The sequence below is a fragment of the Thiorhodovibrio winogradskyi genome, from assembly GCF_036208045.1.
GTDB lineage: Bacteria > Pseudomonadota > Gammaproteobacteria > Chromatiales > Chromatiaceae > Thiorhodovibrio > Thiorhodovibrio winogradskyi.
Genome location: NZ_CP121472.1, coordinates 4,651,255 through 4,664,611, shown reverse-complemented (window position 1 = coordinate 4,664,611; position 13,357 = coordinate 4,651,255). Strand labels below are relative to the sequence as shown.

The 13,357-nt window shown below is 61.2% G+C and carries 14 protein-coding genes; 9 read left to right on the top strand and 5 right to left on the bottom strand.

Going from position 1 to position 13,357, the window contains the following annotated elements:
- Nucleotides 1-264 precede the first annotated feature (264 nt).
- The 4 genes from Thiowin_RS21420 to Thiowin_RS25490 all read left to right on the top strand — a co-directional run bounded on the left by Thiowin_RS21420 (nucleotide 265) and on the right by Thiowin_RS25490 (nucleotide 4,559).
- Nucleotides 265-876 (top strand): DUF3782 domain-containing protein, encoded by a 612-nt coding sequence (locus tag Thiowin_RS21420; RefSeq protein ID WP_328985000.1) that lies wholly within the window; start codon nucleotides 265-267, stop codon nucleotides 874-876.
- Between the two features lie 491 nt (nucleotides 877-1,367).
- On the top strand, nucleotides 1,368-2,219 hold the full coding sequence (locus Thiowin_RS21415; protein ID WP_328984999.1) for a DUF2887 domain-containing protein: 852 nt from the start codon (nucleotides 1,368-1,370) through the stop codon (nucleotides 2,217-2,219).
- 345 nt (nucleotides 2,220-2,564) lie between these two features.
- Nucleotides 2,565-3,485 carry a hypothetical protein gene (locus tag Thiowin_RS21410; protein WP_328984998.1) on the top strand — a complete coding sequence of 307 codons (921 nt, stop codon included), beginning with the start codon at nucleotides 2,565-2,567 and terminating at the stop codon, nucleotides 3,483-3,485.
- Nucleotides 3,486-4,316: 831 nt separating this feature from the next.
- Nucleotides 4,317-4,559 (top strand): DUF3782 domain-containing protein, encoded by a 243-nt coding sequence (locus Thiowin_RS25490; RefSeq protein WP_408034118.1) that lies wholly within the window; start codon nucleotides 4,317-4,319, stop codon nucleotides 4,557-4,559.
- Nucleotides 4,560-5,013: 454 nt separating this feature from the next.
- Here Thiowin_RS25490 and Thiowin_RS21395 read toward each other — a convergent pair whose 3' ends face one another.
- Genes Thiowin_RS21395 through arsS form a run of 4 tightly spaced genes read right to left on the bottom strand, consistent with a single transcriptional unit; the run spans nucleotide 5,014 to nucleotide 7,776 of the window.
- Entirely contained in the window at nucleotides 5,014-5,385 is a 372-nt protein-coding gene (locus Thiowin_RS21395; protein ID WP_328984997.1) for a hypothetical protein, read from the bottom strand.
- Nucleotides 5,386-5,412: 27 nt separating this feature from the next.
- Nucleotides 5,413-6,054 carry a TIGR04282 family arsenosugar biosynthesis glycosyltransferase gene (locus Thiowin_RS21390; RefSeq protein ID WP_328984996.1) on the bottom strand — a complete coding sequence of 214 codons (642 nt, stop codon included), beginning with the start codon at nucleotides 6,052-6,054 and terminating at the stop codon, nucleotides 5,413-5,415.
- Nucleotides 6,055-6,061: 7 nt separating this feature from the next.
- Nucleotides 6,062-6,787: a TIGR04283 family arsenosugar biosynthesis glycosyltransferase gene (locus tag Thiowin_RS21385; RefSeq protein WP_328984995.1), complete on the bottom strand. Its 726-nt coding sequence runs from the start codon at nucleotides 6,785-6,787 to the stop codon at nucleotides 6,062-6,064.
- Nucleotides 6,787-7,776, bottom strand: coding sequence for an arsenosugar biosynthesis radical SAM (seleno)protein ArsS (arsS, locus tag Thiowin_RS21380; protein WP_328984994.1), 990 nt, complete (start codon nucleotides 7,774-7,776; stop codon nucleotides 6,787-6,789). Before arsS ends, Thiowin_RS21385 begins: the two co-directional genes overlap by 1 nt.
- 115 nt (nucleotides 7,777-7,891) lie before the next feature.
- Between arsS and Thiowin_RS21375 the strand changes: the two genes are divergently transcribed.
- The gene (locus Thiowin_RS21375) at nucleotides 7,892-8,560 is read left to right on the top strand and encodes an ArsR/SmtB family transcription factor (RefSeq protein ID WP_328984993.1); all 669 of its coding nucleotides are present in this window, start codon (nucleotides 7,892-7,894) and stop codon (nucleotides 8,558-8,560) included.
- Here Thiowin_RS21375 and Thiowin_RS21370 read toward each other — a convergent pair.
- The gene (locus Thiowin_RS21370; protein ID WP_328984992.1) at nucleotides 8,478-9,110 is read right to left on the bottom strand and encodes a hypothetical protein; all 633 of its coding nucleotides are present in this window, start codon (nucleotides 9,108-9,110) and stop codon (nucleotides 8,478-8,480) included. The two genes, Thiowin_RS21375 and Thiowin_RS21370, sit on opposite strands and share 83 nt — an antisense overlap.
- A gap of 231 nt (nucleotides 9,111-9,341) precedes the next feature.
- Here Thiowin_RS21370 and Thiowin_RS21365 point away from each other — a divergent pair, with 231 nt between their 5' ends.
- The 4 genes from Thiowin_RS21365 to Thiowin_RS21350 all read left to right on the top strand — a co-directional run bounded on the left by Thiowin_RS21365 (nucleotide 9,342) and on the right by Thiowin_RS21350 (nucleotide 13,142).
- Nucleotides 9,342-11,471, top strand: a complete 2,130-nt coding sequence (locus Thiowin_RS21365) for a helix-turn-helix domain-containing protein (protein ID WP_328984991.1) — start codon at nucleotides 9,342-9,344, stop codon at nucleotides 11,469-11,471.
- A 119-nt stretch (nucleotides 11,472-11,590) separates the two neighbouring features.
- Nucleotides 11,591-11,761 carry a hypothetical protein gene (locus Thiowin_RS21360; protein ID WP_328984990.1) on the top strand — a complete coding sequence of 57 codons (171 nt, stop codon included), beginning with the start codon at nucleotides 11,591-11,593 and terminating at the stop codon, nucleotides 11,759-11,761.
- A gap of 48 nt (nucleotides 11,762-11,809) precedes the next feature.
- Nucleotides 11,810-12,400: a protein phosphatase 2C domain-containing protein gene (locus Thiowin_RS21355; RefSeq protein WP_328984989.1), complete on the top strand. Its 591-nt coding sequence runs from the start codon at nucleotides 11,810-11,812 to the stop codon at nucleotides 12,398-12,400.
- Nucleotides 12,351-13,142 (top strand): helix-turn-helix transcriptional regulator, encoded by a 792-nt coding sequence (locus Thiowin_RS21350; protein WP_328984988.1) that lies wholly within the window; start codon nucleotides 12,351-12,353, stop codon nucleotides 13,140-13,142. Before Thiowin_RS21355 ends, Thiowin_RS21350 begins: the two co-directional genes overlap by 50 nt.
- Nucleotides 13,143-13,357: the final 215 nt, after the last annotated feature.

Sequence of the window (13,357 nt, the reverse complement as noted above, 5' to 3'; positions counted from 1 at the left end):
GTTCATGGATTCCCCGCATCCCGCCACTGCCTATACCGATACCTATTCACACCATGAACGCTCAAACATCCAGTTCCCAACAAGCCTGCTCCCTCGGCAACGGCAACATCCCCCTGATGCTGACTCCGTGCGGAATGGATGCCAGGCGGCTCGCTCAAGCCATGCGCTGACGTGCCTCAGGCTTGGCTCGCGATCCGGTCGCTGTTCAGTCATTGTCGTTGATACTACACGCAAGATCTTCAATCGATTGCGGAGCATTTCGCCATGTCTGTGACTTACGAAGAAATCCTGAATCTGTTTCGGGAGACGGACCGCCAGCTCAAGGAAACGGGTCTCAGGTTCCAAGAAACCGATCGCCTGATTCAGGAAATATCCAAGGAGTCTGAGCGCAAGTTTCAGGAGATGTCCAAGGAAACGGATCGCCAGATTCAGGAAGTGAACAAGGCACTGGGGCGACAGGGAAATCGCCTGGGTGAGTTTGTCGAAGAGATGGTACGTCCCGGCGTGTTGCGGCTATTGCGCGAGCGCCAGTTGCCCGTGCATCAGGTGATGCCGAACATGACCGCCTATGACGACAACGGGCAGGTCATTGCCGAGGTGGATCTGCTGGCCGTCAACCGCGAGGTGGCGGTTGCGGTCGAGTGCAAATCGCATCTGAGCGGCGATGATGTGAAAGACCATCTTGAACTGCTCGCGATTTTCAAGGGGTGCTTTCCTCAGTATAGCGGTTATCAGCTTCTCGGCGCCGTGGCCGGCATGGTGGTGCCGGATCAGGTCGGTCGACAGGCTTATCGCAGTGGCTTATTTGTGCTCGCTCAGTCTGGCAACGCGATGGAGATTCGCAATGACGCGCGCTTTGTGCCCAAGGCGTGGTGAGTGTTCTCTTGGACGGCCTCACCATCCGGTCGCTGTTCAGATCTTTTCCCTGAAAATCCTGAAAAAAGTTCTTAACCAGCCTAGCACCAAAAACATCCCTTCGCCTAGAAAGCTTAGCAAAGGCATGCAACTTGAACAGGGTGCCAGGGACCGACGGGGGCTTTTGGCCGATAAAGCGGGGGTTGTGCTGACCAGGAGTGGTTTTTTCGGCTGGGCGGGCGTGGCCAGTATCCAAGGAGCGTTGCGCGGATGGTAGCTTCATGAGGTGCCCGAGGCTGCGGGCATGCTGGTGATTCTAGCTGTCGAAGCGCCGGAGGGTGTCATCTTTGTCTCCATGCTCTTCTTTGAACAGATCGAAGTCGGGCAGGTGAATGCCGATGACCACCCGGGCTTCCTAATCGTCGTTGCCTGCTTATTTCGTTTGGACAAGTTTTGCTATGCTGCACGCGAGACCTTCAATCGATTGCAGAGAAACACCCGACCAGCGCCGGATGAAAACCGACCACCCCATCTACCTATTCTTGCGCAGTGGCCCCGAAGCCTTCCGGGTGCTCACTGGAGGGATGGAACTCCAAGGCCCCTACAGCGTCTGCTCGCTCACCCTCAAAGACATCGAACGCCGGATCGACGGGTTAGTCGCGCCCGAGGGTCATGACGGGCCGACCTATGTCGTCGAATTCCAAGCCCAGCCCTCGGCCAAGGCGCTCTACAATTTAAACAGCAAAATCGGCCTTTACGGGGAAGAACACCCGGAGCGGGAAGTCTTGGGCATCGCCGTGTTTCTCCATGCCGCCGACATCCCCCAGCACCCAAGCTGGGTGCATGCGCCAGGCTCGCCGATTCAGTGTGTCGCCTTCGATACCTTCCTACGCCAGTTGATCGAACGCGAGCCGGACAACCCCTTTGTGGTGGTGTTCGCGCCCCTGATGATGGACAGCGATACCGAACTGAGCGAACGCGCCCCGGCGCTGTGGCAGAGCATCCAGCAAGCGCCGCTAGCGGAAGACATCCGCGAGACGCTGTCGAATGTCCTGGAGTTTTGGTTTTTCGAGCGCTACAAAGACAAAAGCGAAGAGGAGATTTGGACGATGTTGAATCTGGTGACACCGATCGAAGAGACGAAGGCGTATCAGTCAATCTTTGCCAAGGGCAAGAAAGATGGTAAGGCGGAGGGCCAAGCCAACACCTTGCACCGCCAACTAACCCGCCGCTTCGGCCCATTGCAACCCTGGGCCACGCAGCGCATCACCTCCGCCCCCGAGGCACAGCTTGAGCGCTGGCTTGATGGCATTTTCGATGCGACCAGTGTTGAGGATTTGCTCGGCGCCGAGGAGCGCCATTGAGGCATGGCAGTCAGGCGCGGTGACGAAAACCCGCTGTTCCAAGTTTCAGTCCAAGTTTCAGGGACAGTTTACTCAATTTCCCTGCCTCATCACTGCAAATTTATGGGGCCAGTGTCGCTTTAATTTTTGTGCAATTTGTGGGGACATATATGATCCGTCCCGCGATGCAAGAGGAAAATCGCTGTTTGTAACAATTAGGGCCTGGCTCGAATTAGCTTGATTTGGTATTGGCGGTTTTTTCTTGACAACACAGTTCCAATTTATCGCTGAAGTGATACAACGCCGAACGCGACTCTTGATTCAGGAAATTGGTGTTGTTGACACTCTAAGGTTCCGCTATCAGCCATGAATCGCGACCAACGCATCCCCTGGCACAAACTTCTCGGCCAAGCCCTAGCCGATGCCCTGATCGGTTTGCCCTATCAGGTCAGCACTGAAGAAGAACTCGCCCTGCGTAGCCAGCGCCTGGATGTGCTTATCATCGAACAGGGGCAATCCCCGCAGGCAACAAGCAGACCCGCCGACGACTGCCCGGATGGACTGGAAGACCTGACCAAGCACAACCTGCTGAGCTTCAAAGCCGCCGACGAGCCCTTCAGCGCCTGGTTTGCCGAAGAACTGCTGAGTCATTCCGTCACCTACCGCAAAGTCGCCTCCCTGCGCGCCCTGCGCAAGCGCCAGTCAGGCAAAGACCAACCGCTGGAGGAGCCCAAGGAAGCCTACCGGCTATTACCGGCTGAGGACTTCCGCTGCTACGCCATCGCCACCCGCTTTCCGCGCCAACTGGTCAAACAATTGCGATCTGGCAGTTGTCAAAAGACCGAGAAAGCGGGAATCTATCACCTGCGCTTTGGCACCCGCGACATGCGTCTGGTGGTGATTAACCAACTCGAACCCCACCCGCGCAACGCGCCCTGGGGCCTGTTCGCCACGGATGAAGCACAGTGGCGCGCGGCCTTTGCCAGTTATCGCTCGCACAGCGACATCGGCATTCACCTGCACAATCTCATTGGGTATTTTCGCCTGGGAGAAGGATACATGGCCTACACACAAGAAGACATGCACCGCGATGCCCGCGAATGGCTCAAAGGCGCGCTGAGCGAGCTTGACCCTGAAGAAGTCCTGCAATGTTACGCCCCGGAGGATCGGCTCAAGGGGCTTGATGCGGAGGAGGTGCTCAATCGCTATGATCCGGAGGAGCGGCTCAAGGGGCTTGATTCCGCCACCATCGAAGCCTGGTTGGCCAAGCAGCGCCGAGATCACTAACGCAATCTAACGGGCCAGAATCTAACGGGCCAGGGTCGAATTCATTTCTGCAGTGGCGGGCAGCGTTGTGCGACGATCAGCGATGACCGGAACCATCAAAGGGGCCAGGGTTGAATTATTCTCCGGAATTCCGGGGACATCTATGCCAATTCCTAATCCCGGGGACATATACTCAATTCCCTCCGACCAGCACCTACCCCTCACCTGTCGTCTCCCAATCGGCTAAAGTCCCCTCATGACAGCCGACACCCAAGCTGCTGACACCAGCCGACAAACCCGACTACGACAGCCCCTGGAAAGAAGCCCTGGAGCGGTTCCGGAGGTGCTCCCGAGCTGGAGCGTTGGAGCTAGGGCGCGGGGGGGGGCCAGGCCGGTGCCAAGGGTGCTTCCGGAGGTTGGTGGTACTTAACGGCGCTGCTCGGTTTCGCTCGTTGATTGCCTGTGGTGCTGAACCTGAGCCGTGCACGGCCACGACGGGGTTGTCGTATTCGCGTGCGAGGACTGACTGCGGAATGCTATTGATGGGCACATAGAGAATCGGTGAGCCTTGCCACCAAGCCCGCTGCCGTGACAAGATTCTCTTTGCTTCCGTGCAAAGCCTGTTTGAACATGGATACCGCCTGACATGATCATCGAACACTCAACAGAGCTAACCCCCACCATGCGCCAGCAAGTCATGGCCATGATTGACAAGCGCGTGACTGGATCACCCGTGACTCACCAGGATTTCACCGAGCTCAAAGCCGTGGTGGCTGAACTCGCCCACGCTCAACAAGAACTCGCACGCGCCCAGCAGCGCACCGAGACCAGGGTGGTAGAACTCGCCAACAAATGGCCGCGGGCTTCAAATACGTCGGCGACCAAATCGCCGCTTTCGGCGGGCGCTGGGGCATCTATAACGAGGGCACCTTTCGCGCCACCATTCATGCCGTATTGTCCAAAATCGATGGCATCGAGGTGCGCGAGGGCGACTATGGTGACCGTCAGGCCGATGTCATCATCCGCAACGGCGAACATATCCTGCTCGAAATCACCTCGCGCATGCATGCCAAAGACATCGACCGCATCTATTAGAGTGCCGATGATTACCGGGCGCGCGAAGGCGTCGAGCCATCGCTCATGGTCGCCACCAGCTAAATCTCCCCCAGGCTCATGCAACACATCATGGGCCTAGAGCGCAAGATCGATATCTTCTCCTACGATGGGGAGGAGTAGGAGCGGTTCTCGTGTCTCTGGCTCCCACCCTCCAGTGTCGCGTCTCGGCCCGCTGGAGCGTGGGAATGAGGGAAATGCGGCAGTGAAGGTCTTGCGTTGTCTCTCGCTGATCTGCTCTCTCCAGGTATTTTCCAGGCCTTCTCAGATGAGACGGGGCTAACTTAAATGACTGTCCTAAAATTGGGGTCCACTATAGTCGCCCGAGCTTGGCCAGCACCAGTTGCCCGGAAATGCCATTCGGCATCAGGCCGGCGCAGACAGACCGCGAGAAAGCCACCTAGGGTTCGTCTGACTCGACCACATCGCTCTTGGTTTAGCGCTCGTCCAGGCAGTGCCCCAGGATCAGCGCCTGAAGATCCGCAAGCGATTCGCAGGCGGCAATGGCCGTCGCGTCGGCGCAGAGTAAAAGCAGCCCTTCGCACCAACGGAAGATCGCCGGGAGAGGCGCCCGCGCATCGGGGAAGCGCGCGCGAAACTGATCGCGATGCAGGAACTCGCAAGGCGCGCCCAGGGACTCAATGAAGCGACGCCATTCGGCGCGCTCGCTCAGCAGGCCATGAGTGATGGCGCACAGGTCACAAGAATAGGTCGCGGGTGAGAAAAGTTTGTGGCCGATGTCGGCCATTGTGTTAAAGAGGCCACTATCGGCGTTGTAAACGAAGACCAGCTGGTTGTGCGTATTCAATGGGTTGCCCTCTTGTTGGTGATCCCCTTAACGATGATCAAGCAGGTCGAGACAGTGGCCGAGGTCTGCGGGGCAGTCGAGATCGCGCAGGGTTGGCAATTCAAACCAGTTGAGGCCGGCTTCTCGGAGCGCGACCTGGGTTTCCGTCAGCACCGAGGCGCTGCCCCAGGTGATGCCGGTGAACAGCTCGGGAGCCGGGCGGCGCAAGCCGATCAGCACATAGCCACCATCGGCGGCTGGGCCGAGTACGGCGTCATGGTCGTCCAAAGCCGCGAAGCCAGCGTCGAGATAGTTTGGCGCGTAATCCGGGCAATCGCTGCCGATCAGCACCGCGCGGTCGCTCTCGATCAGGGCGGCGTCCAGCGCGGCGGCCATGCGCGTGCCGAGATCGCCCTCGGGCTGAGGATGGAAGCTGAAGCCATGAGCGGCGGCGAGGCGCGTGCAGAGGCTGCTCGCATCGCCGGCATCTCCAGCCTGATCCTCCACTCCCGCACACCAGAGCTGGAGGCGCGCGCAAGCGCTCGCGCTTCCAGCCTGCAACGCCATGCCGAGCAGCCGCCGGTACAGGCGCGCCGCACCTTCGGAGCCCAACGCCGGAATCAAGCGGGTCTTGACCCGACCCGGTACCGGCTCGCGGGCAAATACGATTAGTGTGCAACCCGAGCGCATGCGCTGATCACCGATACAACCGCGCCAGCCGTGCCGGATCAGCGCCCAGGGCATAGGCCAACCGCAGCCGCCACATCAGCACCATGGTGCGCAGAATCCCGCGCGATTCCCAGCGTCGGCTGGAGGTGATCAAGGCCGGGCGCAGGCACAGGGGTCGCGCCAGCCGGCGCAGGCGTCGCGACAGAGCGATGTCTTCCATCAGCGGGATGTTGGGAAAACCGCCCACGGCGGTGAAGTCCGCGCGGGTGACGAACAGGCCCTGATCGCCGGTGGCGATTCCGCTCAGGCAGGAGCGCAGATTCATCGCGCGCTCGATCACCCGCAGCAGCGGATGGCGCCCGGATAGCCGCACATCAAAACGTCCCCAGCGCACCACTGGGCGCATCCCTGGGCGCCCCCCTGCCCGAGCGGCGGCGAGTAGCGCCTCGGCAGCGGCGGCCGGTACCCGGCTGTCGGCATGCAGAAACCACAGCAGCTCGCCGGTGGCAACCTGGGCGCCGGCATTCATCTGTGCGGCGCGCCCGCGCGGCGCGTCGAGCAGCCGATCCACCAGCGGCTCGGCCAGCGCCCGGGTGGCGTCGCTGCTGCCGCCATCGACCAGGATTAGTTCGTGGCCGGCGGCGCGCAGCGGGGCCAAATCGCCCAGCAGTGCGGAGATCGCCGAGGCTTCGTTCAGCGTCGGCGTAATGATGGAAAGGCGCACGGACTGGGCCGCTCCAGCGGTGGCCGGCATCAGAAACTTCTGGACAGAGCGCCGCCGCAGCTCGATCCCTGCCCGGCGGTGCAGCCATAGCAGTGATTGGCCACCGCGATGGGCGCGCCGACGAGCGCGCGGTTGGGCAGATCGCGCAGATGCGGGCGCTCGGCATCCCACTTGGTCCCGCCCAGCGGCAGCCCCAGCATTTGATTGAAATCGCAGTCGTACAACCAGCCCTGCCAATCGACGCTGATCAGCGAGCGGCACATCACATTGGCCAGATTCTCCGCGCGATGAGCGGCCCGCAGACGTTCGATGTAGCCCTCGAGGGCGCCGGTCGATAACAGCAAGCTGCCAAAGCGCCCCACCGGCAGATTGGCTAGGGTCAGTAGCCGGTTGAAGCGAATGCCAAATTTGTCGAACAACTCCCGCCGATAATCCGCCTCCAGCTCCGCCTGGGGTGGCGGCAGCTCCGGCCCCTGGGGGTTGAAGACCAAATCTAGTACCAGCGCGCTGTTCGGGTCACTGGTCGGATCGCCATAACCCAATGCGTTCAGTCGGCGCAGACCGGTCAGACTGGACTCGAACACCCCGCGCCCGCGCTGGGCATCGACATTGGTTTCCAGATAACAGGGCAAGGAGGCAACCAGCTCACAGCCCTGATCGGCGAGGAAGTCGGCCAGATCCTCCTGTCCGGGTTCGCTCAGCACCGTCAGGTTGCAGCGATCAATTACTCTGAGCCCGAGCGCGCGCGCATGACACACCAGATCACGAAAGCCAGGGTTCAGCTCGGGCGCGCCGCCAGTCAAATCCAGCGTCTGGAAATCACCGCGCTCAAGCGTGGCCATGACCAGTTCCAGGGTATCCCGATCCATGATTTCCCGCCGCTTCGGCCCCGCGCCGACGTGACAATGCCGGCACTGCTGATTGCACAGCCACCCGAGATTGACTTGCAGGGTCAAGGGCTGCTCGCGCAGGATGGACGGAAAATCGCCGGGTTGGAGATGCGGGAGGGTATCAAGCATGGCGCGCCAAACAGAAAACAAAGGTTGAAATCTCGCAGATGGAGCGAGACAACGCACATACCAAGCTCAGCCCTTCAATTTCAAACTTTCCTCTTCAAACTTCAAACTTCTTCCCATGTCCCCCCCCAAACAAGCACTGTTTGAGCAACTCGCCAGCATCGCCCGCGCCCTCGGTAGCGCTGCGCGGCTGGAATTGCTCGACTATCTCGCCCAGGGTGAGCGTCCTGTCGATGAACTGGCGCGCCTCTCGGGGCTGAGTGTCGCCAATACCTCCAAGCACTTGCAGCAGCTCAAGGCCGCCGGGCTGGCACAGGCGCGGCGCGATGGCCAGCATGTGCGCTACGGGCTGGCTGACGACCAGGTGCTAGCGGCCGTGGCGGCCTTGCGGGGTTTGGCCGAAAGTCGTCACCGCGCTGTGGGTGAGTTACTGGTCAGCTATCTGCGCGCCCGCGACGATCTGGAACCGCTGCCGGCGGCGGATTTGCTTGATCGGGTGCGCGCTGGTCTGGTGACGGTCATCGACGTGCGCCCGGCCGAGGAATACGCCCAAGGCCATGTCCCGGGTGCGCTCAATGTGCCGCTCGACGCCCTTGAGGATCATCTAACCGACCTGCCGCCCGAGCGCGCGATCGTCGCTTATTGCCGCGGCCCTTGGTGTGTGCTCTCCTTCGATGCGGTCGCCCGCCTGCGCCAGGCCGGGTTCAACGCCCGCCGACTGGAAAACGGCCTGCCGGAATGGCGCCAGGCCGGGTGGCCAGTGGAGAAGGGGGAAGGGGGAAGATAGAAGGGGGAAGGGGGAAGTCAAGCATCAGTGACCGGCTTCGTTTGATTCCTGCCGGCCACCCACCCCCCCCCCAGTCCGCCGACACCACATAGAGCGCCGGCAGAACCAGCAGCACCAACACCGTGGCGCTGAGCAGCCCGAACACCACCGAGACCACCAGCGGCTTGATGGCGTCGGCCTGGGTGCTGGTCTCGGCGAGCAGCGGCAGCAGCCTGATCAGCAGCCCGCGCCGGATTGAGCCATCGGTCTCCGCTGAGCGCGCCAACTGCCCCTCGAAGCTCACCCGCACCTCGGGATGCCGGGCCTGGAAGTCGTCCAGCCAGCGCGCCCGCAGATCGGCCACAATCGCCTGACCGCTGGCCTGGCGGGCATCGACTTCGGCCTGCAACGTCACCCTGCGTTGGCCATCAATGCGGGTGATGCGCGCCCAATCGCGTTGTTCGCGCACGCTGGCCACCGCATCCAGGGGCACGCGCTCGCCGGTGGGCAATTGGATGGTCTGTTGGGCCAGATAGGCTAGGCTGGCGCGATCCGCCGCCGCCTGGCGCACTAGAATCTCTATGTCCAGACCTCCCAGGTCCAGATTTTTCCTCCCACGTAAGCGCTTGAATCTCCGTCTTACCCGACGTTTTTTGGACATTTCCGCCCGACGTCAAAAAGGCGTTATTTGGACAAACGCTGAATCAGATAACCGTTTTATATCAAAATAAATCTGGAAAAATAAAAGAAATCTTGGCATGATCGGGTGAAGTGGTTTTACCCCTCTGAAGGAGCTTCCCTGGTGACCCAAATCGAGTTGCTTGCCGAGCCGGCGGGTGCGCTGGATCGCGCGGTGCGTTTCGAGCTTGGTGGTGGCTATGCACTGCATCTGCCCCATGGCCCGCGCGCGCTCGGCACGCTCTACCATCGCGGCACCCCGATCAAACAAGTCAACCTGCGCGACAAAGCCGAACGTCGCCTCTTGGCCGTGGAACTGATGCAAAAAGGCGTCAATCAGAGCCGCTTGGCCGATGCCTTGCAGCTCAGTCGCCAGACCCTGCACAACTACCGCGAGAGCTACCGGGAATTCGGCGTGCAGGGACTCTTGCACGGCTACAGTCCCGCGAAAAGCAAGGACGAGGAACTCCATCGCCATCTCAACGTCAACAAGCACCGTCCTGGCTCCAAGGCCCGCGAGCTCGAAGCGCTGCGCCGCGCCAAGCGTGAGCAGGCCGAAGGTGAGGCACAGGCCGAGCTGGACTGGGACGGGGAGGCGACCTATGAACTCCAAGAGCCGGCGATCGAAGAAACCCTGAGTGCGGCCCTGGCTGGCGCGCAGGCGACACCACCTCAATCGCAGCCGACCGAGGTGGTGGCAAGCGAGCGTCCTTATGCCCAGAACCATGACTGGGAAGAAAGCCGCTATGCCGGCATCTTCCCCATCCTCATGGTCCTGATCAGCCAATGGCACTGGTTGAGCGGGGTAATGCGCCTGTTCGGCAACGGCTGGAAGCTGTTCATGGTCTTCGCCCTCATGGGTGTCTGTAACATCCGCTCCATCGAGCAGCTCAAGCACGTGCGCCGTGACGAGGCCGGGCGGATCTTGGGGATTGGCACCTTGGCGTGCCTGGAAACCCTTTGGGGCTGGTTCCATGAGGTCGCCAAGCATGGCCGCGCCGCCGTGCTGGTGGCGGCGTTTTCCGACGACCAGCTCCAGCGCGGCTTGGTCGGCACGGATGTGTGGTTCACCGATGGGCATCTGCTGCCCTATACCGGCATGCACAAGGTTCATGCCAGCTACCATACCCAGCGGCGCATGCCCACGCCCGGGCAGACCAATCTGGTCACTTGCGATGCGCGCGGGCGGGTGGTGTGCTTTGAGATTCAGGAAGGCAAAGGCGATCTGCGCGGGCGCATTCTCGCCTTGGGCGAGTATGCGCGTGAGCAGGGATTGGGCGTGATGCCTTTGCAGGTGTTTGACCGCGAAGGCGACGGGCTGGAGTTCTTCTCCACCCTGGTCGCCACCGACACGCCCTTTGTGACCTGGGAGAAGAACGCCGATGCGGCGCGCTTGCGTGGGTTGGAGGCGGGGAGCTTTACCGAGACGCTCACGTTGAACGGGACCGAGTACCGGCTGCTCGAGGAGGAGAAGGCCTGCACCGATCCCCTGAAGCCCGCGCCCTGCGCAGCGGAGTCTGAGCCAACGTTCAAACTGCGCCGGGTCGTCATCTGGAATCTGCGCACCGGGCATCGCACCAGTGTGGTGTGCTGGGATGGCGCCCTGGGGCTAACGCCGGTGGCGATCGCCACCGCCATGCTCAGTCGCTGGGGCGCCTCGGAGAAGTCCTTCAAGCACCTCCAGGAGCGTCACCCCTATCATTACCATCCGGGATTTGGGGTGAGTGAGAGCGAGAAACAGGACATTGCCAATCCGGCGATCAAGGCCATCGATGCACAATGCCAAGCCATCAAGACCCAGCTCAACCGCCTCTACAAGCAACAAACCAAGTGCAAGCCTGGGATCAAGAAAGACGGGACCTTGCGCGCGAACAGCAAACACCAGCGCATCGCCGCGGAGATCGCCGCCGCCGAGGCGGAGCTGGCGCGGCTGAAGGACGAACGCGATCAGTTACCCGAGCGCGTCGATGTCAGCACCCTGAGCGATTACCGCTCCCGGGGGGAAGTGGCTGCGCATCGAGGTTTGCGACGCGCCGCTTTGATGCGGTGCCGCTTTGGGCGCTGTCCAAAAATCAGGGGCCTTTTGGGGCGATATTGGGAGGTCTGGACTCCGTCATTTGGCGCCGTGATCGACATCCTCCCGCAACGCTGGATCCTGCGGCAAATTAGCCTACTGCGCCTGACCATGGGACTGCTGTACCTGGAGCGAAGCCCGATTGGCTTTGACATTGGCGATATACATGAAGCCCTGTAGGCAGGAGCGCGGGTGCGCAGGCGCGCAGCGCGGCGACATTCTGGAATCAGCTCGACCGTTGTAACCGGGCGTTTGACCGTCTATGGCAGACACTGCAACCCAAACGACCCCAGGGTGCCATGGCTTTTCTCTATGGCGATTACGACTGCAACATCCAGGAGTTCACTGAGTTCATGGATCGCCTCAGTGAGCGCCTGCCGACTACAGCCCGGCCGATGGCGCCCGTGTTTCCCAATTCCAATTGTCGCCCTGGACGCCGTGTGCTGGTGCTGACCATCGCCGGAGATTGACGGTCGCGGATGGCAGCAGGTTGTCACAAGCACCGGAGAGACATCATCGTGCCTGTTCAGAACAAACAACCCCTAGCATTGGCGATGGTCCAACATCGGGGACTGGGGCCGCGCCAACAGCAGGATGCTTTGCTGGCTGGGGGCCTAGTCTGGCAAGCGCTGGATCTCCTACCACGGGCTGAATCGATCGCATCCGATGGCGGGATCTGCGCGGTCGCCGATGGCGTCGCGGCCAGCTTCAAGCCGCAACTGGCCAGCAGGGTTCTGCGAGACATGACAATGGATCCCGCCGACGAAGACCAGGCAAGCGCGCTCGACCAACTCCAGGACGGCTGGACCGGTCCGCGTGCGTTACGCCGATCCATCCACCCGCGACTGTGCCGACATCTATCGCCGCGCACTTCGCTCAACCCCAGCGCCACCACGCTCGCGCTGCTGCAATGGCGCGACGGGCACTTCAGCGCGCTCAATGTCGGCGAGTCTCGCATTTACTGCATCACTGCGGAAGGGGAATGGCGGCAGCTTTCCCTATTGCGTCAGAGTCTGTCCTATACTCATGTCATCATCTTCAGCCATGAGAGTCTCCGGCATGAGTGCAACCCATTTCGAGCGTATCGAGCGCTTGCAGGCGCTGTTTGACAGGATTCCGCCACCGCGGACGGCGCGAGAGGGCTGTCCGGATGTCGGTCGCTTGGAGGATCAGCTGGCGGATGAGTACGGCCGGGATTCCTCGCCCGGCGCGCGGCGACGGCGGCTCCAGCGTGATCTGGCCGAGCTGGTGCGGGACGAACGGATCAAGCCGTTTAATCCGGGTGGAAAGCCGCTGCGTTATCGACGTGTGGAGGAAGCAGGCGATGATGATCCAAGCGTCATGGCCTACACGCGGCAGGTCATCAACGAAGCTGTGGCCGATCTGCTGCCCAGGGTGCGACTCGATGCCCTGTGGCGCAAGCTGTTGGTGTCCAAGCTGGTGCCGGAACTCGATGAGCAGCGGCTGCGTGTGCTGCCTGCGGACTACCGGCTGACTCCGGCGGAGGTCTGCCCACGTATTCTTGGCACCGTGATCAGCGCGGTGGCGGAGCGGCGGGTGCTGGTGGTGAAGCACCGAAAATCGTCCGGGGAGACCAGTCAGCCGCATCTTCATCCACAGGCGCTGGTGCAGCGTGGACCCGTGACCTATCTGGCGGCGCTCAAGAATGACGAGCCCGCCCATGTGCAGTTTTATGCCTTGCATCGGCTGACTCGTGCGCGGCTAATCGACGAAGCGGCGCGGGTTGCCGAGGACTTTGACCTCGACAAAGCCATCGATGACGGCCTGGTCGACTTCGGCCCAGGTGCGCTGATTACTCTCGAGTTGCGGGTGCGCGGCAACCCCTTATGAACCACGCCGCCCCCTCGGGGGGGAGAAGTGCGGAGTGGCGGCCGGTCTACAAGGCAATTAAATGCGGGAGCCACTGTAACCTCTTGATTCGTCGTTCCGGCACCGATGATGAAGATGGTCACTCCTTCCTTCACTGAAAGTGATTATCTTCGTGTAACCAGCATCTTAGCAAAGCGACCCTCAAATATCGTGCTCACCAGAAGCCCGATTTCCCG